Source organism: Pedobacter sp. CAN_A7, from assembly GCF_015752175.1.
Taxonomy (GTDB): Bacteria; Bacteroidota; Bacteroidia; order Sphingobacteriales; family Sphingobacteriaceae; genus Pedobacter.
The window spans coordinates 164,837-191,182 of sequence record NZ_JADOUW010000004.1; the positions used below are offsets into that span (position 1 = coordinate 164,837).

At 42.1% G+C, this 26,346-nt stretch carries 20 protein-coding genes; 9 read left to right on the forward strand and 11 right to left on the reverse strand.

The window, feature by feature from the left end; translation table 11 throughout:
• Window position 1 precedes the first annotated feature (1 nt).
• The 3 genes from IWX76_RS15485 to IWX76_RS15495 form a co-directional block, all read right to left on the reverse strand.
• A complete protein-coding gene (locus tag IWX76_RS15485; RefSeq protein WP_196860933.1) occupies window positions 2-277 on the reverse strand; it encodes an acylphosphatase in 276 nt (91 codons plus the stop codon).
• A gap of 174 nt (window positions 278-451) precedes the next feature.
• Window positions 452-1,399, reverse strand: coding sequence for an NAD(P)H-dependent flavin oxidoreductase (locus IWX76_RS15490; RefSeq protein ID WP_196860934.1), 948 nt, complete (start codon window positions 1,397-1,399; stop codon window positions 452-454).
• Between the two features lies 1 nt (window position 1,400).
• Window positions 1,401-2,588 carry an amidohydrolase family protein gene (locus tag IWX76_RS15495; RefSeq protein WP_196860935.1) on the reverse strand — a complete coding sequence of 396 codons (1,188 nt, stop codon included), beginning with the start codon at window positions 2,586-2,588 and terminating at the stop codon, window positions 1,401-1,403.
• 183 nt (window positions 2,589-2,771) lie between these two features.
• Here IWX76_RS15495 and rluF point away from each other — a divergent pair, with 183 nt between their 5' ends.
• The 3 genes from rluF to IWX76_RS15510 are packed head-to-tail and all read left to right on the forward strand — an operon-like array spanning window position 2,772 to window position 5,613.
• Window positions 2,772-3,800, forward strand: a complete 1,029-nt coding sequence (gene rluF, locus IWX76_RS15500) for a 23S rRNA pseudouridine(2604) synthase RluF (RefSeq protein ID WP_196860936.1) — start codon at window positions 2,772-2,774, stop codon at window positions 3,798-3,800.
• 58 nt (window positions 3,801-3,858) lie between these two features.
• Window positions 3,859-4,908: a 23S rRNA (adenine(2503)-C(2))-methyltransferase RlmN gene (gene rlmN, locus IWX76_RS15505; RefSeq protein ID WP_196860937.1), complete on the forward strand. Its 1,050-nt coding sequence runs from the start codon at window positions 3,859-3,861 to the stop codon at window positions 4,906-4,908.
• Between the two features lie 3 nt (window positions 4,909-4,911).
• The gene (locus IWX76_RS15510) at window positions 4,912-5,613 is read left to right on the forward strand and encodes a ComF family protein (RefSeq protein WP_196860938.1); all 702 of its coding nucleotides are present in this window, start codon (window positions 4,912-4,914) and stop codon (window positions 5,611-5,613) included.
• A 387-nt stretch (window positions 5,614-6,000) separates the two neighbouring features.
• On the opposite strand, the gene IWX76_RS15515 is transcribed toward IWX76_RS15510, so the two are convergent.
• Together IWX76_RS15515 and glyA are read right to left on the reverse strand one after the other, a co-directional pair.
• Window positions 6,001-7,992, reverse strand: a complete 1,992-nt coding sequence (locus IWX76_RS15515; protein ID WP_196860939.1) for a hybrid sensor histidine kinase/response regulator — start codon at window positions 7,990-7,992, stop codon at window positions 6,001-6,003.
• A 57-nt stretch (window positions 7,993-8,049) separates the two neighbouring features.
• Window positions 8,050-9,321 carry a serine hydroxymethyltransferase gene (glyA, locus tag IWX76_RS15520; protein ID WP_196860940.1) on the reverse strand — a complete coding sequence of 424 codons (1,272 nt, stop codon included), beginning with the start codon at window positions 9,319-9,321 and terminating at the stop codon, window positions 8,050-8,052.
• 182 nt (window positions 9,322-9,503) lie between these two features.
• Between glyA and dxs the strand changes: the two genes are divergently transcribed.
• The 3 genes from dxs (at window position 9,504) to IWX76_RS15535 (ending at window position 13,311) form a co-directional block, all read left to right on the forward strand.
• Complete coding sequence (gene dxs, locus IWX76_RS15525; protein ID WP_196860941.1) at window positions 9,504-11,432, forward strand: 1-deoxy-D-xylulose-5-phosphate synthase; 1,929 nt, start codon at window positions 9,504-9,506, stop codon at window positions 11,430-11,432.
• Window positions 11,433-11,587: 155 nt separating this feature from the next.
• Window positions 11,588-11,896 (forward strand): hypothetical protein, encoded by a 309-nt coding sequence (locus IWX76_RS15530; protein WP_196860942.1) that lies wholly within the window; start codon window positions 11,588-11,590, stop codon window positions 11,894-11,896.
• Between the two features lie 86 nt (window positions 11,897-11,982).
• Window positions 11,983-13,311: a sigma-54-dependent transcriptional regulator gene (locus IWX76_RS15535; RefSeq protein WP_196860943.1), complete on the forward strand. Its 1,329-nt coding sequence runs from the start codon at window positions 11,983-11,985 to the stop codon at window positions 13,309-13,311.
• Here IWX76_RS15535 and IWX76_RS15540 read toward each other — a convergent pair.
• From IWX76_RS15540 to glmS, 5 genes are all read right to left on the reverse strand, one after another.
• Window positions 13,296-15,815, reverse strand: coding sequence for a hybrid sensor histidine kinase/response regulator (locus IWX76_RS15540; RefSeq protein ID WP_334642059.1), 2,520 nt, complete (start codon window positions 15,813-15,815; stop codon window positions 13,296-13,298). The two genes, IWX76_RS15535 and IWX76_RS15540, sit on opposite strands and share 16 nt — an antisense overlap.
• Window positions 15,816-15,872: 57 nt before the next feature.
• Window positions 15,873-16,949 (reverse strand): FAD-dependent oxidoreductase, encoded by a 1,077-nt coding sequence (locus IWX76_RS15545; RefSeq protein WP_196860944.1) that lies wholly within the window; start codon window positions 16,947-16,949, stop codon window positions 15,873-15,875.
• Entirely contained in the window at window positions 16,946-18,115 is a 1,170-nt protein-coding gene (locus IWX76_RS15550; protein ID WP_196860945.1) for a pyridoxal phosphate-dependent aminotransferase, read from the reverse strand. The genes IWX76_RS15545 and IWX76_RS15550 overlap by 4 nt, the downstream gene beginning before the upstream one ends.
• Before the next feature lie 10 nt (window positions 18,116-18,125).
• Entirely contained in the window at window positions 18,126-20,144 is a 2,019-nt protein-coding gene (locus IWX76_RS15555; protein WP_196860946.1) for a GAF domain-containing sensor histidine kinase, read from the reverse strand.
• Window positions 20,145-20,243: 99 nt separating this feature from the next.
• On the reverse strand, window positions 20,244-22,082 hold the full coding sequence (gene glmS, locus IWX76_RS15560; RefSeq protein WP_196860947.1) for a glutamine--fructose-6-phosphate transaminase (isomerizing): 1,839 nt from the start codon (window positions 22,080-22,082) through the stop codon (window positions 20,244-20,246).
• A 475-nt stretch (window positions 22,083-22,557) separates the two neighbouring features.
• On the opposite strand from glmS, the gene IWX76_RS15565 reads away from it, so the two are divergent.
• A complete protein-coding gene (locus tag IWX76_RS15565; protein WP_196860948.1) occupies window positions 22,558-22,887 on the forward strand; it encodes a helix-turn-helix domain-containing protein in 330 nt (109 codons plus the stop codon).
• A gap of 151 nt (window positions 22,888-23,038) precedes the next feature.
• Window positions 23,039-23,368 (forward strand): helix-turn-helix domain-containing protein, encoded by a 330-nt coding sequence (locus tag IWX76_RS15570; RefSeq protein WP_196860949.1) that lies wholly within the window; start codon window positions 23,039-23,041, stop codon window positions 23,366-23,368.
• On the opposite strand, the gene IWX76_RS15575 is transcribed toward IWX76_RS15570, so the two are convergent.
• Window positions 23,365-24,510, reverse strand: coding sequence for an acyloxyacyl hydrolase (locus IWX76_RS15575; protein WP_196860950.1), 1,146 nt, complete (start codon window positions 24,508-24,510; stop codon window positions 23,365-23,367). The two genes, IWX76_RS15570 and IWX76_RS15575, sit on opposite strands and share 4 nt — an antisense overlap.
• Window positions 24,511-24,887: 377 nt before the next feature.
• Here IWX76_RS15575 and IWX76_RS15580 point away from each other — a divergent pair, with 377 nt between their 5' ends.
• Window positions 24,888-26,282 (forward strand): UDP-glucose 6-dehydrogenase, encoded by a 1,395-nt coding sequence (locus IWX76_RS15580; protein WP_196860951.1) that lies wholly within the window; start codon window positions 24,888-24,890, stop codon window positions 26,280-26,282.
• The last annotated feature ends 64 nt before the right edge of the window (window positions 26,283-26,346 follow it).

Consider the following 26,346-nt stretch of genomic DNA (forward strand, 5'->3'; position numbering starts at 1 on the left):
ATTATTTATTTTTTATAATTTCAAAATTACCATAGTTTTTCATTTCACCCGGGGTCACTTCCACCTTTTCTACAATCGCGCGATCCGGTCCATCGTGGCACCATTCTAAAAACACTTCCAGCAATACATCATCACCTTCGGCTTCGGCATACACGCTGCCATCTTTCTCATTACGGATCATTCCCCGAACACCCATTTGATCGGCAACCATTTTAGTGACCGCACGAAACGAAACACCCTGTACTTTTCCTGTAATTATTATATTGATATGTTTCATCGAGTTGACTTATTGTTCTTTATTTGTGATGAAGCTATCATCAGCTTGTTTAAAATTTGATATATGTTAGCTGACAATGGATTCATTAATTATCTATTGTTTTTCATTTGAAATGAAGCTATGATCAGCTTGTTAAAATTTGATATATGTTAGCTGATCATGGATTCATCGAGTTTAAAACTTTAATTGCTGAATCCTCTCCTTTTCCGCTAAAAAATCCTGCCACATTTGCTCCAGAATTTCTTTAGCGGATGCAATTTTAGTCAAACTTGCCGACACCTGCCCTATTTCCAGCTCCCCTTCTTCCAGATCGCCTTCAAACATGCCTGCTTTTGCCCTTGCCCGACCAAGTAATTCCAGCAATTGCTCCTTGCCTGCACCTTCCGCTTCGGCCTTTGCCACCGCAGCTGCAAAAGGATTACTTAGTAAACGTACCGGAACCAGCGATTTCATCCTTAACTGCGTATCCCCTTCCTGCGCTTGCAGAATCTTTTCCTTAAAATGCTGATGCGCAGAAGACTCCTCGGCCACTGCAAAAGCGGATCCAACCTGCACCCCTTCGGCACCTAAAGCCATTACCGCAAGCATGGCTGCTCCACTACCAATACCACCGGCAGCAATCACCGGAATCTGCACTGCTTTTTTAATTAATGGAATTAAACACAGGGTAGTCGTTTCTTCACGCCCATTATGCCCACCAGCTTCAAAACCTTCGGCTACCACGGCATCTACACCACTGGCCTCTGCTTTTAACGCAAATTTAGTGTTCGCAATCACATGCACCACCGTCATCTGGTGTTCCTTTAAAAAGCTCGTCCAGGTAGCTGGGTTGCCAGCAGAAGTAAACACAATTTTCACTCCCTCTTCCACCAGGATATCCATAATTTCTTTTACCTGGGGATACATCAGTGGCACATTTACCCCAAAGGGTTTGTCTGTTGCGGCTTTACACTTGCGGATATGATCGCGCAAAACCTCCGGATACATCGATCCAGCACCGATGATGCCTAAACCTCCGGCATTGGAAACTGCTGAAGCTAAGCGCCAGCCACTGCACCAAACCATGCCAGCCTGTATAATGGGAAATCTGATGTTAAATAAATCGGTAATGCGGTTTCCCATATTATATTAATCTTTTAATGGTCGTCGCAGAAGTTAACTGACCACCATTCATTTGTTGTACTAAATTAATCCCCGGTTTTTTGCCTGGCGCTAATGAACCAAATTGCTCAGCAATACCCAAAAACTCGGCCCCGTTTATAGTTGCCCATGGCAAGAGTTCTTCAAAGGAAAGCGCCCCTCCGGCGTCTCGCTGACTTTCCTGCAGGGTCTTCATCTCCGCTAAAATACTTAACTGGTGGTTACTCGCCAGACTATCCGTACCCAGGGTAATTTTCAAACCAGCCTCCTTCAATAAACTCACATCAGGCAACCTATTTTCAATATATAAATTAGCATTCGCACACAGGCACCAAAATAAATTATTATTCACTGCTTTTGCAAAGGCAATATCCGCTTCGTTTGTGAGTGTGTTGTGAACCAACAATACCTTTCCGTCCGGCAATTGTGGTAAAACCGTTTGAAGCGAAGTTTTGCCCGATGCTTTAAAGAAAGCTATATCCAGTCCTAAAAACTCATATAATTTTAAAAAAGCCCCTTGTTTTTCCTCAAAAAACAGGTTCTCATCAAAGGTTTCCTGGTTATGCATCGTAATCAGGTTATCTGTCGTTTCACTATACTTTTTAATTTCAGCAAATAAAGCAGGCGATACCGAATAAGGTGCATGTGGAACCACCGATGCTTTTAGCGGCGCAAAAGCCTCTTTTAATTGGAGGGCAGCTTGCATCACACTTTCCGCCTGCGCTGGATTAAAACCCAGGACTTCTATAAATGTGTGGTAGTAGACTTTACTATCAACTTTTACCGATTTAGAAATCACCACATTAGAAATGTCACCTACGGCCACAATACCGTTTTCATACATTTGTTTATCCGCCAATTGCATGGCTTGCATCACCTCAGCATCAGGCGTAGCCCTGAATTTGATGACCTGCTGCACAAAAGCTTGCAGCCCGGTATGTTGAGGTATCCGTTGAAATAGGCGAGAAAGTTCCAGGTGACAATGGGTATTGATCAAACCTGGAATCAGGCAGCCCTCATAATGTGTTACCTCCGCTGCACTTAAGTGTTTAGCTTCTTCCGCTGTCATTAACGCCTGTATGGTTCCGTCACTTTCCATGGCGATAACCCCATTTTTCAAAGGCGCTGAACTTACCGGATAAATATAAGATGCAGAAAGGTAATGTAACATGGGTGCAAGTTAACACATTCCCAGAAAATGATGTAGGCACAAAATAACCTAAATACCAATGATCAGCTAAACATAGGATGAGGCAAGGTCAGCTACCCTGGAGCACCTGTATAAAAATATTTAATAAATTAGGGTTTAAATTGCTTTTCTTTGCAAAAAGAATTTCAATATTAAAATTATCCCATGTCTGATACCAATACAAGATTAAATAAATACATTAGTGAAAGCGGTTTGTGCTCAAGAAGAGCTGCTGATAGGTATGTTGAGCAGGGTAATGTATTCATCAATGGTAGAAAGGCCAAAATTGGCGATAAAGTAATCTTTGGTGATGTCGTGGTGGTCAATGGCCAAACCATTGAACCAAAAGAAGCAGAAAACTCCATTCTGCTTGCCTTTAATAAACCCGTAGGCATTACCAGCACCACAGAAGCAGGTGTAAAAAGCAATATTGTTGATTATGTCAATTACAGCGAAAGGGTATTCCCTATTGGCCGTTTAGACAAAGATTCGCAGGGTCTGATTTTCATGACCAATAACGGCGACCTGGTTAATAAAATCTTACGTGCAGGCAATGCACACGAAAAAGAATACGTCGTTACCGTAAATAAACCCATTACTGATGGTTTCCTGGAAGGCATGTCGAAAGGCGTTCCTGTATTAGGTGTGATGACCAAAAAATGCAAGGTGGTAAAAGAAACCCCGTTAATTTTTAAAATCATCTTAATTCAAGGCCTTAACAGACAGATCAGAAGAATGTGTGAATACTTTGGTTATGAAGTGACCAAACTGGAACGCACCAGGATCATGAACATCAGTGTAAAAGGTTTGCCTTTAGGCGAGTTCAGAGAATTGACACCGGAAGAAATGGACGGCATCAATAAACTGGTAGCGAAATCCAGCAACGAAAAAAGCGTGGAACCTCGCCGCGTGGTTAAAAAAGCAAAAACTGACAAACCCGCATTAGATGAAATCCTAGGCAAGGATGCCCCGAAAAGAACCTTTGTTAAAGGATCCAAAGGAAGAGCAGCTGCAGCCGCTAAAGCAAGTTCAGGCAGGGCAGCAAAACCAAAACCAGGAGCAAGTGCTGGCAGAAGTGCCGCAGCAGCAAGTGGCGACTGGCATAAAACCAATGGTCCGGCAAAAAGACCGGTTAGACCGTCTAACGGAAAACCAGGTGCTCCAGGCAAAAGCGGAAGCCGGAAACAACGATAATTTTGATTACAAAGCCATTATAAAAATACTTATTTAATTTTGGTAACTTTGCAGCCAGATGGCAACTACCAAAAAAACAGACATACGTGCGCTTGATTTAACACAATTACAGCAGCACTTTAGTTCTATAAACGAACCTTCTTACCGTGCTAAGCAGGTTTATCAATGGCTGTGGGAAAAATCTGCCCGTACCTTTGCCGAGATGAGTAACCTCAGCAAAGACCTGCGTCAGAAGTTGGATGAGCATTTCGCCATCAACGTTGTCGAAGTAAACAGTTCACAATTCAGTAACGACCATACGATTAAAAACGCCTTCAGGTTATACGATGGTAACATTGTAGAAGGCGTATTAATTCCCCTTGCCGATCGCATGACCGCCTGTGTAAGTTCACAAGTAGGTTGCAGTTTAACCTGTAAATTCTGTGCAACAGGTTATATGGATCGCAAGCGCAACCTTAATGCCGATGAAATCTATGACCAGGTGGTCCTCATTGACCAGCAGGCCAAGAAAAACTACAATGTACCCTTAACCAATATTGTGTACATGGGCATGGGCGAACCCCTGCTTAACTATGCTAATGTGTTAAAATCTATCGAAAGGATTACGGCACCCGATGGTTTAAACATGGCCTCTAAACGGATTACCGTTTCCACTGCCGGTATTGCCAAAATGATCAAAAAACTAGGCGATGATGGGGTGAAGTTTAACCTTGCCCTTTCCTTACACGCGGCTAATGACATCAAAAGGCATGAGATTATGCCCATTACAGAGCATAACAGCCTGGCTGCCCTGGCAGAAGCCCTTAAATACTATTTCTCCAAAACAAAAAATCCGGTTACTTACGAATACATTGTCTTTAACAACTTCAACGATGAAATTGAAGATGCAAAAGACCTGGCCAAATTCTGTAAACATGTTCCCTGCAAAGTGAACCTGATTGAGTACAACCCGATACAGTTTGCTGATTTCGTAAACGCAGAAGGTGATAAAATCGATGCGTTCTCCAATTACCTGAAAAGCCAGGGCATCAACACGAATATCAGAAGAAGTCGTGGAAAAGATATTGACGCCGCATGTGGACAATTAGCTGTAAAAGAGCTAAGTTAGCTCATGCAGCTATTCTTGAATAACCCTTTAACAGACTTTTTTAATTTACTGTATCCCAGACTATGTCCGTCTTGCCACAAATTACTTAAACAAGGCGAAAAAGAAATTTGCACCCCCTGTTCCTTTGACCTGCCCTATACAGATTTCCACCAGTACGCAGATAACCCCTTAGCAAAACAATTCTGGGGTCGGGTACCCTTACATGCTGCCATGGCGCTGCTCTACTTTACCAAGGGCGGCCGTACGCAAAACCTCATTCATCAACTCAAATACAAAGACCAGCCAGAAATTGGCTTATTTTTAGGCAGGGCCATTGGGCTCAGGTTATTGCAAAGCGACACCTATTCCGGTATAGACGTATTATTGCCCGTGCCCCTGCATCCCAAAAGGGAAAGAAAAAGAGGCTATAACCAAAGTGATTATATCGCCAGGGGCATTGCCGAAGTATTAAAAGTGCCCATGAACAACAAAATATTATGGAGGAATATTTCTACCGCCACACAGACCAAAAAAAACCGTTACAACCGGTATGAAAACCTCCAACAGGCCTTTATCGTTAAACACCCTGAAGCCATCCTGAACAAACACGTATTATTAATAGACGATGTCATCACTACCGGCGCTACGCTCGAAGCATGTGCCCAGGCTATTCAAATGTACCAACCTTTAAAAATCAGTATAGCGGCTGCTGCCTATACCTTATAGTGCAACCCTATAAGTAATACCACATCGTACACCTATAAACAACACTTCATCATTTAACCATATTAGTAATCCCACATCGTGCACCTATAAACAATACGTCCTATTTTGGCTTTCGAAAAAAAAGTTGTGCAACAGTTGCACACACTAATCACTGAACAATAAGCCCTTATCCTGTTAAGACCTCATATCCCTCACAGGCTTCGCAACATTTTTTAAATAAATTAGGCTAAATCAAAATATTTATGTTTCTTTGTTAGGAGAGCGTTAATTTAAGAGTCGGCATTTCCTAGGAAGTGTCGGCTCTTTCTTCTTTTACAGGCTTTTTTGCAGCCCATAGCTTAACACAAAATTCCAGATTTTATAACAAGAAATAGTTGGAAATGGACCTTAGTCCACAAAGAAATCAAGCAACAACTGCTTGAAAGCCGCAGGATTCAGTGGCTTCATTAAGTGACCATTCATGCCACTCTCTTTATAACGGGTAAATTCATCGCTTAACGAAGAAGCAGTTAAGGCAATAATCGGCAAAGTTTTAAAGTAGTCCCCCTCCATTTTACGAATCAGGTTAGTGGCTTCAAAACCATCCATATCAGGCATTTTCACATCCATGAAAACCAGGTCGTAGATCCCGTTTTTCACTTTATCCAGGGCTTCCATGCCACTGCCCGCAACTTCAACGGTCAGTCCCCACTTACCTAAAATACGTTTAGCAATTAATACGTTAATCTCATTATCGTCGACCACTAAAATCCTTTTGCCCTTAAAAACAAAAGGTAATGCATCCTCCAGAACAGAAGTCGGGTTAATCACCGGAATTTTATCAAAAGCAATGTGGAAGGAGAAGATAGATCCCTGGCCTTCAGTACTGCTCAGCATAATCTCAGAACCAAATATTTGTAATAACTTTTTAGTAATGGCCAAGCCTAAACCTGTACCGCCGTACTTTCTCGAAATATCTGCTTTCTCCTGGGTAAAAGGCTCAAACACATATTTCTGTTTCTCCCAGGCAATTCCAATGCCCGTATCCCGCACTTCAAAATACAAGACTACTTCATGCTCACCATCCGACAGCATTTTCACCAGCAGGGTTATCTCCCCCTTTTCCGTAAACTTTATGGCATTACCCAATAAGTTCATCAGCACCTGGTACAGTCTCGTTTTATCCCCCAAAATCCTTTCCGGAATGTCCTGATCATAAATCAGCTTCAGTACATTTTTCTTTTTCGATACACTCAGTTGTAAAGAATTCAGGATATCGTTAATCAGGTTATGCAAATTGAAAGGAATGGATTCCAATTGCAGGTTACCGGTTTCTATTTTAGTAAAATCAAGGATATCGTTTACAATGTGCAGCAGGTTCTCGCCAGAAAATTTAAGGATATTCAAGTCATCCAGCTGGCTCTCTTTAGGGTCGTTTTCCAGCAATAAATGCGTCATGCCGAGTATGGCATTCAGGGGGGTTCTGATTTCATGGCTCATCACCGATAAAAACATTTCTTTGGCTTCACTCAACTGTAAAGCCTGTTCTTTGGCTTCCATCATTTCCGCCTCGGCTATTTTCTTATCGGTAATATCGATGATAATTTCCACTTCTGCCGTCGGCTTGCCATCTTCATCAAAGATCAGCGTATTGTAAATCGACAGCCAGATAGGCTTTTTATCCTTTCTGTAGGCTAATAAGTCAAGCGTAAAACTTTCATTGTTTTTATTGAGTTCCCTGGCGTGCTCAATGAGGTCCACATCTGTTTTGGGCCCGGAAATTAAATCGCCTAATCTTCTGCCTTTTAAATCCTCTAGCGTAAAACCAGTAATCTTTTCAAAAGCCTCATTCACCCAGGTCACATGGTTATTATCGGCATCATTAATCACAATGGCGTTATTCACCTTACTGGCTACAAAAGATAAATTAGTCAGTTTATTTTCAACGCGTTTATTTTCGGTAATATGGAGCTCCAATTCCTTTTCACGTCTTCTTAAAGAAACATGGGTAATCACTTCATGGGCCAGAATATCCAAAGCTTGTTTTTGGTCTTCATTCAAAGATTTTGTAACCACATCAGATACACAGATGGCACCAATTTTAGCCCCGTGTTCATCCAGGAGGGGAACACCAAAATAACTACGTAGAAAAGGCTCCTCTACCACGTAACGATGATTTTTAAAGCGATCGTCAATTAAAGTGTCGGACACTTCCAAACAACCATCACCCTCCATTGCCACTATGGACAAGCCAAAGTCTAAATTAGGTTCAACTTCTTGTTTAGCAACTCCAAAGGATGCCATTAATGCCAACTGATCGTCGGTTTTTATAACTAGGATAGCTCTTGGCGCATTACATATCAAGGCGGCTAGTTTGCATAGGTTATCAAACTGATTCATGGTGTTCTATCCTGATAAGTAATATATTTGGCAACCTTTGGAGATTTATATGGGGTATTATTTATAGAGCGGAAACTGTGCAGCCAAAGCTAACACTTGTTTCTTAACCGCAGCAAGATTGCTTTCGTCGTCAGGATTTGTTAACACCTGATCAATCAGGTCAACAATTAATGACATGTCGGCTTCCTTAAAACCACGGCTTGTAATGGCAGCAGTACCAACACGGATTCCCGACGTTACAAAAGGTGATTTATCATCAAAAGGAACCATATTTTTATTTACGGTGATGTCTGCTTCGCCTAAGGCGTTTTCTGCAGCTTTACCCGTAATGTTTTTATTGCGAAGATCGATTAACATCAGGTGATTATCGGTACCTCCCGAAATAATCCCATAACCTTTCGCTACAAAAGCGGCAGCCATGGCCTGTGCATTTTCTTTCACTTGTTTAATGTATTCGAAATATTCATCGCTTAACGCTTCACCAAAAGCAATGGCTTTAGCTGCAATGATATGTTCTAAAGGACCACCCTGTGTACCTGGAAAAACAGCCATGTCTAAAACAGACGACATCATTCTGGTTTCTCCTTTAGGCGTTTTCAAACCAAATGGGTTTTCAAAATCCTTACCCATCATGATCATTCCACCACGAGGGCCACGTAAAGTTTTATGGGTAGTTGTGGTTACAATATGACAATGAGGAAGTGGATCATTTAATAAACCACGGGCAATCATCCCTGCAGGGTGAGAAATATCAGCCAACACTAATGCACCAATTTTATCAGCAACACTGCGGATAAAAGCGTAATCCCATTCTCTCGAATAAGCAGAAGCACCACAGATAATTAATTTCGGACGTTCCGCTAAAGCTACTTCTTCCAGTTTAGCATAGTCAATCAGGCCATCTTCCTTTTTTACACCGTAAAAAAACGGCTGGTATAATTTTCCAGAGAAATTTACCGGAGAACCATGCGTTAAGTGGCCGCCATGCGCCAGGTCGAAACCTAAAATCTTGTCGCCCGCCTGAAGTACACCCAATAACACCGCAGCGTTAGCCTGTGCACCAGAGTGAGGTTGCACATTTACCCATGCGGCACCAAAAAGTTCCTTTGCACGTGCAATTGCTATATCTTCAACCTGATCAACCACTTCACAACCGCCATAGTAACGTTTGCCTGGCAGGCCTTCAGCATATTTGTTTGTTAAAACCGAGCCTGCAGCTTCCATTACCTGTTTACTCACAAAGTTTTCAGAGGCAATCAATTCCAAGCCATTTTCCTGGCGATCTAATTCCTTTCCAATCAGATCAAAAATTAAGGTATCACGTTTCATTTAAATGTTTTTATAATCATCCTGTTTGGCCCATCAGGTTCCACCCGATTTGTTCCCAAGACGTAAAAATAGCTAAAATATTCTTTCTAACAATCTTATTCCGCGATTGTTATCCCTGTGGGGCAAATTATTCTAATAATATTAAACAAAATCCCTTACTTTGTAAATTCGATTATAACCTTATGGAAGACAATAAGCGTCCATTACTACCTAACATCAACTATCCCGCTGACCTTAAGCAATATAAGGAAGAAGACCTGGAGCAAATCTGCCAGGAACTTCGTCAGTATATCATTGATGTGGTTAGTGTTAATGGAGGTCATTTCGGCGCAAGTCTGGGCGTAGTAGAGCTCACCGTAGCCTTACATTACGCACTGAACACCCCTTACGATAAATTGGTATGGGATGTTGGACACCAGGCCTACGGACACAAAATTTTAACCGGGCGGAAATCCGTTTTCCATACCAACCGTATCCTTCATGGCATCAGTGGTTTCCCAAAAATAAGTGAAAGTGAGTACGACACCTTTGGTGTAGGGCACTCCTCTACCTCCATATCCGCTGCATTAGGGATGGCGGTGGCTTCGCATTATAAAGGAGAAACCGACCGCCAGCATGTTGCTGTTATTGGCGACGGCGCAATGACGGCAGGTTTGGCCTTTGAAGGGTTGAACCATGCAGGCATTGAGAACTCCAACCTGTTGGTGATTTTGAACGACAACTGTATGTCGATCGATCCTAATGTTGGTGCTTTAAAAGAATACCTGACCAGCATTACCACTTCAAAATCTTATAACCGCTTTCGCGACGATGTATCCAATGCTTTAATCAAACTTTCTGAACTGGGACCAAATGCCCATAAGTTTGTGAAGAAGATTGAAAAGAGCATTAAAGGCACCTTACTTAAACAAAGCAATTTATTCGAAGCCCTTAACTTCAGGTATTTCGGTCCGGTAGACGGGCATGATGTTAAAAACCTGGCTTCTATTATAAAAGACCTGAGTGCTATTCCTGGGCCTAAATTATTACACTGCGTTACTGTTAAAGGAAAGGGCTTTGCCCTGGCAGAAAAGGACCAGACCAAATGGCATGCACCCGGTTTATTCGATAAGATTACCGGCGAAATCAAAAAAAGCACGAACGATAAACCGCAGCCTCCAAAGTACCAGGATGTGTTCGGTCATACCATTGTTGAACTGGCAGAAGCTAACCTTAATATTGTCGGTATTACGCCAGCCATGCCTTCCGGCTCCTCCATGAACATCATGATGAAAGCCATGCCTACACGGGCATTTGATGTGGGTATTGCAGAGCAACATGCCGTTACTTTTTCTGCCGGACTCGCTTCACAGGGCCTCGTTCCTTTCTGTAATATCTATTCTAGTTTTATGCAGAGGGCCTTTGACCAGGTCATCCATGATGTGGCCATCCAAAACCTCAATGTGGTGTTTTGTTTAGACAGGGGCGGTTTAGCCGGTGCAGATGGTGCTACCCACCATGGCGCTTACGACATTGCCTTTATGCGCTGCATTCCAAACATGACGGTTTCGGCGCCAATGAATGAAGAAGAGTTACGTAACCTGATGTATACTGCACAGTTAAAAGACCAGGGACCTTTTTCTATCCGTTACCCGAGAGGTTCAGGTGTGTTATCCGATTGGAAACGTCCACTAAAAGAAATTAAAATAGGTAAAGGCCGTAAAGTATGCGAGGGCGAAGACGTGGCCATCCTGACCATCGGTCATGTAGGTAATTTTGCCGTAGCTGCCTGTAAAGAATTAAACAGCGAAGGCATACACCCTGCACATTACGATATGCGTTTTGTGAAACCACTGGATGAAGAACTCTTACATGAAGTGTTCAAGCGTTACAAAAAAGTAATCACCGTTGAAGACGGTTGTTTACCTGGCGGAATGGGATCAGCCATCCTGGAATTCATGGCCGATAACGGCTATCAGGCTACGGTCATCCGCTTAGGGATCCCTGACGAATTTATCGAACATGGCGAACAGGCAGAACTATGGTCAATCTGCGGATTTGATACTGCAGCCATCATTTTGGCGGCAAAATCCATTGCCATTGGCCGCACCACATCGAGTATCGCCTCCTAAAACCACAAGGTGTGGAGCTTTTCCACACCTCAAAAAAACTGGCATACGCATTATCTTCTCTCCATCAGCTATTTAAGCATTTTAATATTCCTGGCACCATTATGTAACACTACTTAGCATAAAACAAGAATATTAATCATTAAAATTAAATAGTTATGAAAAAGATCATTTTATCAGCAGCATTTTTAGCTTTCGCAGGAATAGCTTCAGTACAAGCAAACGAAGTAAACGCTCCTATAACTACCTTAGTTCAAGACAGTACTACAAAAACACCTGTTAAAGTTGAAGAGTTACCTGATGCAGTGAAAGCTACATTACAGACTGACGCTTATAAAGAATGGGTTCCAACTACTGCTCACTTAGTCGTATTGGCTAACAAATCAGAATACTACCAAATTGATGTTAAAAAAGGTGAAGAAACTGGATCCTTAAACATTGGTAAAGACGGAGTTGTCGTTCAATAGACCCCATAATAATTTTAATAAATACACCACAAAAGCCGGATATCGTTCCGGCTTTTGTATTTTTGTAGGGATACGAAAAATAACCTATGGCAAAAATACTGATCATTGAAGACGATTTAACGTTCTCCCAGATATTAGAAGGCTTTCTCCAAAAACATCAACACCAGGTCACTGCAGTACATGATGTAAAGAAAAGTTTAAAATTACTTTTACAGGAACGTTACGATCTGTTATTAGTTGATTATCGTTTGCCGGATGGTACCGGACTGGATGTATTAGCCCAGGTTCGCGAACAAGGTGCTACAGTTCCTTTGATCATCATGACCAGCTTTAACGATGTGCGTACCGCTGTTAAATCCATTCAATTGGGTGCCTTTGACTACATCACCAAACCGGTTAACCCCGATGAGCTGTTGATGCTGATTGAAAATGCCTTGAGCAAACCCAAAGTTGAAAGTCCGAAAAACCCGCAACAACATGCCGACACCATCAAAGGCACAAGTGATACCGCTGATAAATTATATGATCACATCAGCCTGGTGGCCCCTACAGACATGTCTGTAGTGATCCAGGGCGAAAGTGGTACCGGTAAGGAATATGCAGCACGTACATTACACCTGCAAAGTAAAAGAAAAAACAACCCTTTTGTGGCTATTGATTGTGGTGCCTTGTCGAAAGACCTGGCGGCAAGTGAACTGTTTGGCCATGCCAAAGGCGCCTTTACCGGAGCCTTAAACGATAAAAAAGGACAGTTTGAAGCCGCAGACGGCGGAACCCTGTTTTTAGATGAAGTGGGAAACCTAAGTTATGAAGTGCAGGTAAAACTGTTGCGTGCATTACAGGAAAGGGTGATCCAGCCATTGGGTAGTACGAAGAACATCCCTGTGGATGTGCGCTTAATTGCCGCCACCAATGACGATCTATTACATAGCGTCAGCAAAGGCACCTTTCGGGAAGACCTTTACCACCGTTTAAACGAATTCAAAATACAATTACCAGCCTTGCGCGACCGCGGCGAAGACATCGATCTGTTCATTAAACATTTCGTCGACCTCAGCAACCAGCAGCTGGACCGCAACGTACAGTATATCGCACCTGCGGCGAAAGCCTTGTTAAAAAAATACGATTGGCCAGGAAACCTTCGCGAGCTGCGTAACGTGATCAAACGTATGGTGTTGTTAAGTCCTACCGACACCGCTGAAGTGAGCTCCTTGCCCGATGAAATGATCCTTGCGGTAAACCAGGGCAACAAAAACCATGGTTCCGACCTGAAAGCCATCAATGAAGTGAACGAAAAAGCGCTGATTATGGAAACGCTGGTTAAAGTGAAGTACAACAAGTCGCGTGCGGCGAAGTTGCTTAATATCGACCGGAAGACCCTATACAGTAAAATGGAACGTTACGAAATCGAGTAAGTCAGGCGTTGGAGCTGGTTACACAAAGCCACAATACGTGTTTTTTGCAGATCATCCAGTTCATCCTCTTCGGCAATAGCTAAACTTGCATCCACTTCTATTTCCATTAACCGGAAGGAACTGGCCAGGTCGCGACTACCCATTTGGGCTAAACGTCCCGCTAAACGGTGTAGCAATAAAGACACATGGTCATAATTACCTTTATCCAGGTTCTCCAGTAACTCCTGCTGGTCGTTCTGGCAATCAATGTTAAAGCGGTTCAGGATGCGGTCATACTGCTCCTGATCGCCAAATGTCATCTTCTCCAAGTAACTCGGGTCAAACCATACCTCTTCTTCCGGCAACAAAGGTTCAAGTACCTCCCCACCTTCAACACCCTCAAAAATCTCCAGCAACTCCTGTTCCCGGAAAGGCTTACCTACCATGCCATCAAAACCACTGGCCAACACCTGTTCCCGCTCTTCCGGCATCACCTGTGCAGTCATGGCAAATATTTTAACATCCGCAGCTACCCTTAACCGCATGGCCTTACACAATTCCATGCCCGACATTTTTGGCATACGGATATCCATTAACACCACCTTTACGGCAGGATCTAAAGGCGCATCCAGCATGTCCTGAGGCGAATTAAAACAGGTATAGGTCACCCCATTTTTACGGAATATCAGGCTGCAAAGATCAAGGATCAGCTGGTCGTCATCTACTACCCATACCGCATGCTGTTGATAAGGCAAGGTCACCCGTTTTTCACTTAACAACAGTGCTGGTGTTTCTGCAATTTTAAAGGTGAGGAAAAAGGTAAAGTTACTGCCCTGGCCTTTTTTACTTTTCACATATATACGGCCACCCTGGTTCTCCACCAGTGCCTTTACAATCGTTAAACCTAAACCAGCACCCGTTTGGTTCACTTCACTTTGTTCAGGCGCATCAGCCTGTTCAAACTCATTAAAAATCTGCGTACTTTCCTCTTCCGTTAAGCCGATGCCTGTATCCTTTACGCGAAACGTAAAATGGAGGTTATCCCCCTGCCGCTTAAAGAAAGCAGACAATTCCACTTCCCCTTGCAAGGTAAATTTAATGGCATTGCTCAATAAGTTAAACAAGATCTGTTTCAGGCGAAAAGGATCCCCCTGCAGGTAATCCACATGGTCCAGCTCGAAGCTGGTTTTCAAACGCAGCGATTTCCGTTCCGCTTGTGGGGTTACAATTTTCACTACTTCCTCCAACAGCTGGCGGACATTAAATACCTGGTTGGTAAACGTAAATTTGCCAGAAATCAGGCGGTTATAATCAAGAATTTCGTTTACAATCTGGAGCAGGTGTTCCGAGGAGTCATATATTGCGTTAATGTCCTTAGGATCCGGATGATCCTGGTTTCGGATAATTTCAGCGTAGCCAATAATAGATTGCAAAGGCGTACGGATTTCATGGCTCATATTGGCCAGGAAACGCTGTTTCGCCTTGCCATGGTATTCCGCCTGTTCGGTGGCTTCCTCCAGCTCCTTGCGGTAGCGGTTACTGCGGGTAATGTCGGTGAGGATTAAAAAGAGCAGGAGCACCATGAGCAGGAAAAACACCACCATAATAATGGTCATCTGTTTAATGCCCGTGTTCACTACTTTCTTCGCCTGTATACTACTTTGCTCAATTTCATATACCGCTTCGCGTTCCACTTTCTTCAAAATATCCAGCATCTGGGTGGTCAGCACATTATTAGCCTGCGCTAAAACTGCTTCCCGGGCAATAAAAATCCGGCTCTTTTGCTGTTGTGCGCGTTGCATGGCCCTAAGCGATTTCTCCACCCCTTTCACAATTTTGCCATCGGTAGATAAGGCAATGGTATCACGGGTTACATTCTCTTCATTAGTAATGCGGAACGAAGCAGCCATGTCCTCTTCCGCTTTCTTTTTTCCACTGCCAAATATCTTGCTCAGCAAACTTCTGGGTTTTTCATCAGACGGCACTACGGTGGTGGTGGTGGTGCGGCGTTCAGAAGTGACCACGGTACTATCTGCAGCGGCAGTGGTTTTATCCACCATGTTGTTGAAACTTTTCAGCTGTTGCGAAAAAGAACGGTCGTTCACCAGCCGCTCCCTTACTTTTAAATAATCCACAAACTGTTTATCGCGCACCCGCAGCAGCTTTTTAATCGAAGCAATACGTTTTAATTGCACCGTATCGGCACTGTAAAGCATACCCAGGGTATCCAGGTCCTTACGCAACTGCAGCGATTCCTTAAAAAATGAATTGTATTTACGGTCCTCGTTAAAGACCAGGTTTTTTTGACTCTGGTCTAAACGGGCTATATTTCTGGAAAGTTCGTTAACAATGCGCAGGCGTTCATTTGGCGAGGTAATGTTTTCTACCGTATCCAGCATCTCTTTAAAAGCGACCCTGCTGACTGCCCAGGCCATAAAAAGTGCAAAACAAGCCAGGGTAAGTGCTAAAATCACCTTCCCTTTTGTCGCCCTGATTACACCTGTTTTCACCATTCCACTCATCATCAATCCTTTAATCCCTACAAATTTACGATTTATACGAGAAAAATGATGCCAGAACGCTTATATTAAAGGGATGGCTGCTGCCTGGCCTGCATAAGCCGCAGGATCAAGAAAAACATCCCGGAGTTTACGGCCAAATTCCAGGTGTTGGGCAACCGATGCCGCACGCTGTTCATAAAAGGTTTCAAACACCTCCTCATAAGGTAAATCGGCACGAAGCAGTTCGGCTAAAGTTTTGGCATCCACTAAAGCGTTGGTGGTTCCGGCGCTGGTAAAAGGCAAGGCCAAATGCGCGGCATCACCAATCACCAGCACATTATCCTGGTGAAATTTAGGCAGGAGGTCAAAATCCCGCGTATTCCATAAATAAGTTTTCTCGTAATCGTTAGCCTGCAGCACCTTGTGTACCACCGGGGGGAAATCATGCAGCAGATCGGCACAAAAAGCACGTAACGTTTCCGGTTTGGCATCTTCAGGTTCTGCCACAGCAGGATCATATTGAATAAACCAAACCAACTCCTGTTCTGAGGTGGGGATCATGCCAAAAGCCAATCCCCGGTAAGACTTTTGAAATTTATTGAAGATCCCTGCATATTTCAAAGCCACATCCGCTTGTCGCGCAATACCGACCACTTCTTTCACCCGGCCAGATTTAAAACTTACGGGACCTAAAACTTCAGTGCGTACCCTGGAGTAACCCCCGTCGGCACCAATAAAAATGTCGCCGTCCTCCCGATCACCATTTTCAAAAACAGCGGCAATCACTTTCTCCTGTTTATACACAAAATGAGAGAAAACACGTTCTTCCTGCACTGTCGTTTTTAACAAGCCATATAAAAAAGCCGTTAATTCAGATCGTTTCATGCAATGCCAGGCTTCCAGTTCCAGGTGTTGTAAAACTTCCCCATCAGGACGTAATAAACAATACTTTTCCACCAGCTTACCCGGCAAAGGGGAAGTTTGATCTTTGGCCAATTCCTGTAAAATGCTGAGGCCATCGTGGTGCATTAAAAAAGCATGACCACCACCAGGTGTTCCGGCGGCGCGCTCATTGATCACCACCTCTATATTATATTTTTCTAAAAATAAGGCCAGGGTTAAACCCGCAATACCGGCACCGATGATCACTACTTTCATCTGTTGTTCATCGTATTTTTAATCCGCATCAAGGCATCTTCTAAAATTGGGCGGGTGGTCGAAAAACACAGGCGGATATGCCCCTCTGCCCCTTCGCCAAACCACTCCTTTTGTCCGGGCACCACAGCTACTTTGGCTTCATTAAATAAGATGTCCCTGATTTCGGCACTGCTTTTACCCGTTGCTTTGATATTGGCAAAAGCCACATAACAACCCTCGGGCGCTATACAATGAAAACCATTGGTTTCATTTAAATGGCGAACTGTCAAATCCCTCATCTCTTGCAAGTGGGCGACAAAACCATCCAGGTAATCCTGACAATCGTTTAACGCCGTGGTAGCCGCAATTTGCGATAATACATTGGCGCCATGAATGGTTGACTGGTGTAAAGAAGCTTCAAACAACATCGAATAATGTTTGGCGTTTGAAGCCATGACGGTGCCAATGCGCAAACCCGCTAAACCATAAGATTTGCTGTAACCCGTTACGGTGATGGTACGTTGTCTGATTTCCTCATTTAGAGAAGCGATGCTTGTAAACACATGCGGGGCATAGATGATATCACTCCAAATTTCGTCCGATAAAATGATTAGATCATGTCTTATGGCGATTTCCCCAAACTTCAATAGCTCATCCCGTGTAAATACCTTACCCGTAGGATTTAGTGGATTACATAAACAAAGCAATTTGGTGCGGGGCGTAATCAAACTTTCCAGGTGATCAAAATCAGGCTCATCTGTACCCGGCGGAATGGCAAACGTAACGGCCTTGCCTCCTACCGTTTCTGTGGAGTAGCGAAAAAGGAAGTCGACCGGATCAAAGATCAAAGCCTCATCACCAGGTTTCAAAAAAGTCTTACAAATCAGGTAAATGCCAAAAGCAGCACTATCCACGGGGAACAACCATTCCGGGTTAGCCGGAATCGAACGCTTTTCCTGGAAAAAACGCGCTACACTTTCTTTAAATTCAGGTAAGCCCGCTGGCGGACCATAAGAAAGATAACGATCTTTGGTAAAACGAATAATGGCTTCTGCAATTGCAGGGGCACTAGGAAAATCTGGATCTGCAGCTGTTAAAGGAATTACACCTTCAGGCACGGTGGCCCAACGCAAATTAAAGGCCCTTTTTTTAAGGATATCTAAATTGATGGTATTCTGGTCAAACATGTATGTCTAGTTAAACTGCCGAGTCGGCAAATTTTTCCTGATTTATAAATTCAATGGTAAATTTAGTCCCCTTCTCCACTTCGCTTTCCACGGCTATAGATCCACCCATCATCTCCACTTGTGATTTGGTCATGTACAAACCTAAACCTTTGGCATTGGAGTGATTATGAAACACTTTGCCAATCTTAAACACATGTTCTTTATTTTTCTTCATGTCAATGCCCAATCCATTGTCTTCTACCGACAAGAATATGCTACTGCCTACCTGTTTAGTGGTTACACGCACCACCAAACGGCGTTTCGCGGACCTGTACTTTAAGGCATTGCTCATCAGGTTATGAAAAATACTATCTATATATTTAGGTGGAAAATTCAGCTCCGGCGCATCCGAACAATCGATCACTACGCGGGCCATGGCTTTTTTCACTTCCATTTCCAGGCCTTCCATCGTTTTCTTCAGGCAGGCTTCCAGGTTCACCCTTTCCGATCTGATCTCCAGGTCCTGTTTAATCTGTATGGTTTCCACCAACTGGTTAAACGTTTGGCGCAAGCCATCAATTAGCGGTTGCAGCTTGGAAACCATTTCGTCTTTTTCGTTCTGGTCACTGCTGTCGCTAATCATTTCGATGAGTATGGACATGTTATCGAGCGGACCCCTCAGGTTATGGGTAACAATATTGCAGAAATCGAACAGTTGCGTATTTTGGAATGATAAACGTTCCACCAGCACATTCTGTTTCTCCTCCATATCCTTACGGTCGGTAATGTCTATTCCATAACCAATCACCAAAGAAAGGCGACCATATTCATCATGAATGGGATAAAAATTCCTTAAATGCGTAATCAGTTCCCCGTCTGCATTTCTGCCCTGGTCTTCCCAGGCAATGGACTTACCGGTAATTTTTGCTTTTAAAAACTTAGCGCGGCGCTGTATAGCCAGGGCATTGTCGCGGTTGCGGTAGGCGGCATATTCAAAATCATCCTTCCCTATAATAAATTCACGAAACTCCGGATTTCCTATGGCAAAAGGGTTGACAAATAAATAGCGGTGGTCTGCATCAAAAACAGCTATATCGGTAGGAATTTTATTAAGAATATTTTCGTAAAAGTTTTTTTGTATGGCCAGCTCACGGGCAATTTGCCTGCTTTCGGTAATATCGCGGGCAAAGCCAATAAACAGGCGTTCCCCATCAATAAAAGCGGTAGATACGCCTATGTCAATGGTCCGCAACTCCCCATCCTTACGTTTAATAATCATGTCATAACGGTTGCTGGCTGCATCCTCTTCTTTCGCCAGCAATATCCTGAAATGTTCCAAAAATATCGGGTAATTTTCTTCAGGAATGAGCAGTTCGTGGAGCGCGGCGCCAATAGCTTCTTCAGCCGTCCAGCCAAATAATTCTACTGCACGGGTGTTCCAACGCGAAATCCGACCATCTTCTGTGGACATGATTACCGCATCAATGGCATTGTTAAAAACGGGACTAATCTGATCAATGATCTTTTTAGATTGGGTTTCCATTTGCCGCATTTTAATAATGCGCAAACGCAGGTTCAATAAACTTAAGGTTTGCTGGGCCAGCATTTCAATGGCTTGATGTTGCTTTTCAGTTAAGGTGCCAGGCTTCGTATCGGCTACACCAAGATGCCCCAGTGTATAGCCTTCAGCAGTCTGTAATGGGAATATGGCAAAACCCCGTACCTTTGGATTATTGATGACAAAGGGATGATTAGCCACACGCGGATCCAGTAAGGCATCATGGATCGCAATTGGGTTAGGACTGATTATCATGGCTTCCCTATATTCCCGGTGCGCAGGTATCTCCATGTTACCCAAACCAATAGCTGCTTTAATCCAGGTCCTATGGTGGTCCATAAAACTTATGGTGGCCATGGGCCATCCAGAGAGCTGGGTAGCTAAAGCAACAATATTATCAAAATCCGTTTCTGGTTTAGTATCCAGAATTTCCAGGTTATAGAGCGCTGCAAGGCGTCTGGTCTCCCAATCAGAAAGCGGAATTTCTATCATAAGTTAGTTTATAGGGTAATTCGGTTGCCGTAAAGTTAAAAATATAAAATAACTCCCACCCTTATTTTTATTAATAATTGTGGGAATTATTTTATTTAATTATTCTACTGTAACAGATTTGGCTAAGTTTCTTGGCTGATCTACGTTACAACCCCTTAACACGGCAATATGATAAGATAACAATTGCAAAGGAATGGTGGCTAATAAAGGCAAAAAGGCTTCACTGGCATCAGGTATTTCGATGCAATAATCGGCCATTTTCTTCACTTCTGTATCCCCTTCCGTTACAATGGCAATCACCTGACCTTTACGGGCTTTCACTTCCTGAATATTGCTGATTACTTTTTCATACGAAGAATTTTTGGTGGCAATGACTACTACCGGCATTTCCTCATCAATTAAAGCAATCGGACCATGTTTCATTTCCGCAGCAGGATAACCTTCGGCGTGGATGTAGGAGATTTCTTTTAATTTTAAGGCACCTTCTAAAGCTACAGGGAATCCACTTCCACGACCTAAAAATAAACAATTTCTAGAGTCTTTAAATTTGTGTGCAATTTCTTTAATCAAGGTATCTGATAGCAAGGCTTTTTCAATTTTCGCCGGAATGTTATCCATTTCGGTTAACAATTCCACCAATTGCGATTTGGTCATGGTCCCTTTTTGCTGGGCCATGTAAAAAGCCATTTGCGTTAATACGGTTACCTGGGCAGTAAAGGCTTTAGTAGAAGCTACGCCAATTTCCGGACCAGCATGTGTATATACACCAGCATGAGTAATCCGCGGAATCGAAGAACCTACCACATTACAAACGCCGAAAATGGTTGCGCCTTTTTCCTTGGCCATTTCAATAGCAGCCATGGTATCCGCTGTTTCACCAGATTGAGAAATCGCGATCACTACATCCTTCTCCGTAATAATTGGGTTCCTGTACCTGAATTCAGATGCATACTCTACTTCTACTGGAATCCTGGCGTATTCTTCAATGAGGTATTCACCAACCAAACCTGCATGCCATGAAGTACCACAAGCTACAATAATAATGCGATCTATATTTTTAAGCTTATCTGCATATTCTTTAATTCCACCTAATTGTACTTCGCCAAGCTGCGGGTAGATTCTTCCACGCATACAATCTCTAATGGAGCGAGGCTGCTCGTAAATTTCTTTTAGCATGAAATGCTCATATCCACCTTTTTCCAACATCTCCAGTTGCATTTCCAGCTCCTGCACATAAGGAGTTACCTCCACATTGTCCAAACGTTTAATTAACAATTCATCCCTTTTAATAAAGGCAATTTCATTGTCGTTCATGTAAATCACGTTTTTGGTGTATTCTATAATAGGTGTAGCATCAGAAGCAATAAAATATTCGCCATCTCCTACCCCAATCACCATTGGGCTACCTTTACGCGCTGCAATCAGCTGGTCAGGGTTTTCCTTATCCATAATCACAATGGCATAAGCACCATTCACTTCATGTAAAGCCAAACGTACGGCTTCCAATAAGTCAATGTTATCACCTTTATAGATTTCTTCTATCAGGTGAATTAAAACTTCGGTATCTGTATCACTGTTAAATTCATGTCCACGACGCAGCAATTCTGTTTTTAAAGTCGCATAGTTTTCAATAATTCCATTATGGATAATAGACAGCTGGCTGTTGTTAGAGGTATGCGGATGCGAATTATGATCAGAAGGCGCGCCATGGGTTGCCCAACGCGTATGCCCAATTCCAATGGTACCACTTAGGTCTTTGCCCACTGCGAAATTTTCCAATTCCTGTACTTTACCTGCTTTTTTAAGAATATTCATTTCCCCATCATGCAGCAATGCTATACCCGCACTATCATAACCGCGGTATTCTAATCTTTTTAATCCTTTAATCACTAAAGGCCATGCTTGTCTATGGCCTATGTATCCTACTATTCCACACATATATTATGTTATATCAATTTGTTGATGAGTTTGTTAATCAGGCGTAAATGTAAATAAAATATTTACATGTAAATCTTTTAAAGTGGGCGTAATAAACTCATCCTTGAAACAAGTATTTAATTCATATGATATAGCCTGAAACAAAATTTTAGCTCAGCTTTTAGAAAAAAGCTTTCACGTCACATTATTATTACGAATATTTCATTTTTAATTTAATATTTCGAAGCTTGTATTAACACCACACGACAATCTGTTTCATGGTGATTACCAGAATGTTACAAATGTTTCAGAACATAAAATAGCATGAAAGATTAATTGAAACGCTGAGGGAAATACCTAAATTAGGTATTTGTACATTTTATTCTATAAATAGATGAAAATTTCCCCTATCTTTAACTAATGTTTCTAGGAATTTACTAAAAGCAGAAAACACACAATGAATTAACAAAAACGTAGAACTTTTTAATTATCCCAAATGAACAACGTAGGTAAAAATATCCGTCGTTTAAGACAAAAAAAAGGCTGGACCTTAGTCCAAATCGCAGAAAAGGTACAGGTTTCTGTACCAGCATTTTCGAAAATAGAAACGGGACCGACCGACATTAACATGTCCAGGTTAAAACAATTAGCTGAAATCTTTGGCGTATCTATTTTAGATATCCTATATGATGAAGGTCAAAACCCACAAGAGGCTTTGCACAATGAAGCATCCCTATTGAAACAAAAGATCCAGGAGAAAGAAGAAACGGTTAGCAGCCTTCAGCGCAAACTGATTGACCTTTATGAAGAGGTTACCAAAAGGTAATCCCCTAATAGCATCACACACACCAATGACACTAATTCCCGTTAACAGGCAACTGTTAACGGGTACTGTGTAAAATCTCACCTACTGCACAAATTCAATTAAAGCAGCTTCTCTACCGTTTTCATAGAAATAAATTAATTAAATTTAGAATATGAAATACATTGGCAAAAACATTCGTCGTCTACGTCAAAAAAAGGGCTGGAGTCAAAGTCAGGTGGCCGCCCAGTTAAATATTTCTGTTCCGGCATTTTCCAAAATCGAAACAGGCATTACCGATATTAACATTTCCAGGCTCACTCAAATAGCAACACTCTTTGGCATCACTGCAGCTGGAATTTTGCAAGAGGACGAGAGTACCGCTCCTGCAGAAAATGCCGGAGAGCTCCATAAATTAAGAGAAAAACTTCAGGAACGGGAGGAGGAATTAAGCAACCTTCAAAAAAGATTAATCGGCATTTACGAGGAGCTGAGGAAAGGTTAAAGACCTTTTCCCTTGGATGCATTCAATAACAACCCAAAACCCACAAAATCAGCTTCAGATTGATGCACAAACACCTTGGCCTGTAACGCAAGCCAGGGTAAAACTGTGTATTTAAACCCTGCTGTCCAGTATGTATTTATGTTATGGTAACTGTTAAAATGCAGGTAATAGCCATATTTTACACTTAAGGCCAGGTTACCCATCCAAATATCGGGGCCTACAGCAGCCCCCAGTCGCCAGTGTTCATAATTACTGGCCTTACTTTGGTAAGTCCTTCTAAAATCATCAGGATCGAATACAGTTGGCTGGTACACCGCATCCAGTCCCGTAGACCAGGCTAAAACCTGGTTAAGCCTATAATTGTATCCACCATACAGGGCAGCCCGATGTAAACCAAGTTTGCTCTGATATATGCCCCGACGACCAGCAGCTACACCAAATTCAAAACTATGCTTTGGATAAGGCTTTTTTATTCTTAACGCGGTATCAGGTCGATTAGAAAATGGTTTCAGCTGATGTAACAAACCGAGGTTAAAAAACAACCCATTTAAACCACGGTTAGGTACCCGATAGGCAGCATTTGAGTAATGCAAAACTTGAAGACCAGGATTTATGGAAATGCTTTCTGTAATTGGGATAGCCAATTTCAGGGCCGCGCGGCTGGCAAAATTCATATGTCCCCCAACCAGGGGATTTTTATTTGTAAAATAAGTTTGGGACAAATAACCTACGCCGAAGGCAGGAGAAAATAAGAGCTCTGAATTACCAAGACGAGTTAAGCGGATGTTCAATCCTGCCATTAAGGCAAAGGCATCCAATGACAGCGGATGTACTTCGTCAGCCGCAGTCAGCACATTAACCTGCCGCATGTTCTGTACATTTATAATTAAATCTATACTTTGCACGCGTAACATACGCTGCCAATCTTTAGGCTTTTCATCATTAATTACCGCATAAATCATCTCCCACCCAAATGCAGTACCCGACAATTGATCATCAGCGGTAAACATTTTTATAGAATAAGTGGGTGAAAATTCAAGACTGTTCTTATACTGGGCAAACAAGGGAACTTGCAAAAAAACAAGAAGAAGAATAACGGTAGAATAGGTACTATAACTACCGGTGGCCCGAAGGCCATTCATTATACTGTTATATTATTGGATCTATCAGGGCATTTATCCTTAGTGCTTTTGCATAATAAATCAACAACCACCTCAGTCATTTGCCCAGGATCTAAGAATTTTAAAAATATCATATTTTAAGTTTTAAAGGACCTACACTGTATCAGATGATTATTTCAACTCTATATAATATTGAAAGTATTATTTTGAATGCTATTGGCTCTATTGAATGTACAACAGTTTAAATTGCCATTTATATTTATATTTATTTTAACACTATTTCAAATTCAACATTTTTAAATGCCTTTTGTTTAAATGATTTAAAATTTAGACTAGCCTCAGTTTTAATAACTTTAATTAAATTCGCGGTTAAATCTTCTTATTATCAGGAATAAAATATGAACAAAATAACAAATATATGCTGTATTGGAGCCGGTTATGTTGGCGGTCCCACTATGGCGATTATTGCAAAACAATGTCCAGACATTAAGGTAACTGTCGTTGATTTAAATGAAAGCCGCATTGCCGCATGGAATGATAAAGACACTCAAAATATACCCATCTACGAACCGGGTTTAAGCGAAATAGTCGCAGAAGTAAGGGGACAAAATTTGTTTTTTTCAACAGATGTAGATAAGGCAATTGATGAAGCGGAGATGATTTTTATTTCTGTAAACACGCCTACAAAAACATATGGTTCTGGAAAAGGTATGGGAGCAGATCTAAAATATATAGAATTATGTGCAAGGCAAATTGCAAGGTGTTCTAAAACAAATAAAATTGTGGTAGAAAAATCGACACTTCCTGTTAGAACTGCCGAAGCCTTAAAGGATATTTTGGAAAACACTGGAAATGGCGCCAAATTCCAGGTGCTGTCAAACCCTGAATTTTTAGCAGAAGGAACTGCGGTTACTGACTTATTAAATCCAGACCGAGTATTGATAGGTGGAGATGCCACAACAGAAGGGCAACAAGCGATACAAGCTTTGGTAGATATTTATGCACATTGGATTCCAAAAGAGCGCATTTTAACAACAAATGTGTGGTCATCTGAACTATCTAAATTAGTTGCTAACGCTTTTTTAGCACAGAGAATCTCCTCGATCAATGCGATATCTGAGTTGTGCGAGAAAACCGAAGCGGACGTTAATGAAGTGTCGAAGGCAATTGGTGCCGATAGCAGGATTGGAAGTAAATTTTTAAATGCCTCTGTTGGATTTGGCGGCTCCTGTTTTCAAAAAGATATTCTGAACTTGGTTTATATATCCAGATCATTTGGGCTACAAGAAGTGGCCGATTATTGGGAACAGGTGATTATCATGAACGATCATCAAAAAAGAAGATTTGCATTGAACATGGTGCGAAATCTATACAATACAGTTTCTGGAAAGAAGATTGCATTTTTAGGCTGGTCATTTAAAAAAGACACTAATGACACACGCGAATCAGCTGCTATTTATGTAGCCGATATCTTATTAAGTGAACACGGGGAGATTAAGGTATATGACCCTAAGGTTAACGAAAAGCAAATATTCGCTGATCTAAATTACCTGGGTACAAGGGAAATAAAAGAAAATCATAAGGCTGTTTCCGTATTTGAAAACCCTTATGAAGCCTGCAAAGACGCTCATGCTATTGCAATTCTAACAGAATGGGATGAGTTTAAAAACTATGATTGGCAACGAATATATGATAACATGTTAAAGCCGGCAAAGATTTTTGACGGAAGAAATGTGCTTGATGTAGAAAAATTAAAAGCTATAGGGTTCAGAGTACAGTCGATTGGAAGATAGTAGAATTACAAGACTTAAATAAAGGTTTGACTTTAATAGTTTGACCTTTATTTTTTCAATATTT

What these genes read in the sequence shown, in the direction of transcription:
- IWX76_RS15550 (WP_196860945.1), bottom strand. Translation starts at nt 18,115, where the DNA reads ATGTTTGACCAGAATACCATCAATTTAGATATCCTTAAAAAAAGGGCC.
- IWX76_RS15485 (WP_196860933.1), bottom strand. Translation starts at nt 277, where the DNA reads ATGAAACATATCAATATAATAATTACAGGAAAAGTACAGGGTGTTTCG.
- IWX76_RS15510 (WP_196860938.1), top strand. Translation starts at nt 4,912, where the DNA reads ATGCAGCTATTCTTGAATAACCCTTTAACAGACTTTTTTAATTTACTG.
- rlmN (WP_196860937.1), top strand. Translation starts at nt 3,859, where the DNA reads ATGGCAACTACCAAAAAAACAGACATACGTGCGCTTGATTTAACACAA.
- IWX76_RS15580 (WP_196860951.1), top strand. Translation starts at nt 24,888, where the DNA reads ATGAACAAAATAACAAATATATGCTGTATTGGAGCCGGTTATGTTGGC.
- dxs (WP_196860941.1), top strand. Translation starts at nt 9,504, where the DNA reads ATGGAAGACAATAAGCGTCCATTACTACCTAACATCAACTATCCCGCT.
- IWX76_RS15530 (WP_196860942.1), top strand. Translation starts at nt 11,588, where the DNA reads ATGAAAAAGATCATTTTATCAGCAGCATTTTTAGCTTTCGCAGGAATA.
- IWX76_RS15545 (WP_196860944.1), bottom strand. Translation starts at nt 16,949, where the DNA reads ATGAAAGTAGTGATCATCGGTGCCGGTATTGCGGGTTTAACCCTGGCC.
- IWX76_RS15495 (WP_196860935.1), bottom strand. Translation starts at nt 2,588, where the DNA reads ATGTTACATTACCTTTCTGCATCTTATATTTATCCGGTAAGTTCAGCG.
- IWX76_RS15490 (WP_196860934.1), bottom strand. Translation starts at nt 1,399, where the DNA reads ATGGGAAACCGCATTACCGATTTATTTAACATCAGATTTCCCATTATA.
- glmS (WP_196860947.1), bottom strand. Translation starts at nt 22,082, where the DNA reads ATGTGTGGAATAGTAGGATACATAGGCCATAGACAAGCATGGCCTTTA.
- IWX76_RS15565 (WP_196860948.1), top strand. Translation starts at nt 22,558, where the DNA reads ATGAACAACGTAGGTAAAAATATCCGTCGTTTAAGACAAAAAAAAGGC.
- IWX76_RS15555 (WP_196860946.1), bottom strand. Translation starts at nt 20,144, where the DNA reads ATGATAGAAATTCCGCTTTCTGATTGGGAGACCAGACGCCTTGCAGCG.
- IWX76_RS15540 (WP_334642059.1), bottom strand. Translation starts at nt 15,815, where the DNA reads ATGATGAGTGGAATGGTGAAAACAGGTGTAATCAGGGCGACAAAAGGG.
- glyA (WP_196860940.1), bottom strand. Translation starts at nt 9,321, where the DNA reads ATGAAACGTGATACCTTAATTTTTGATCTGATTGGAAAGGAATTAGAT.
- IWX76_RS15570 (WP_196860949.1), top strand. Translation starts at nt 23,039, where the DNA reads ATGAAATACATTGGCAAAAACATTCGTCGTCTACGTCAAAAAAAGGGC.
- IWX76_RS15575 (WP_196860950.1), bottom strand. Translation starts at nt 24,510, where the DNA reads ATGAATGGCCTTCGGGCCACCGGTAGTTATAGTACCTATTCTACCGTT.
- IWX76_RS15515 (WP_196860939.1), bottom strand. Translation starts at nt 7,992, where the DNA reads ATGAATCAGTTTGATAACCTATGCAAACTAGCCGCCTTGATATGTAAT.
- rluF (WP_196860936.1), top strand. Translation starts at nt 2,772, where the DNA reads ATGTCTGATACCAATACAAGATTAAATAAATACATTAGTGAAAGCGGT.
- IWX76_RS15535 (WP_196860943.1), top strand. Translation starts at nt 11,983, where the DNA reads ATGGCAAAAATACTGATCATTGAAGACGATTTAACGTTCTCCCAGATA.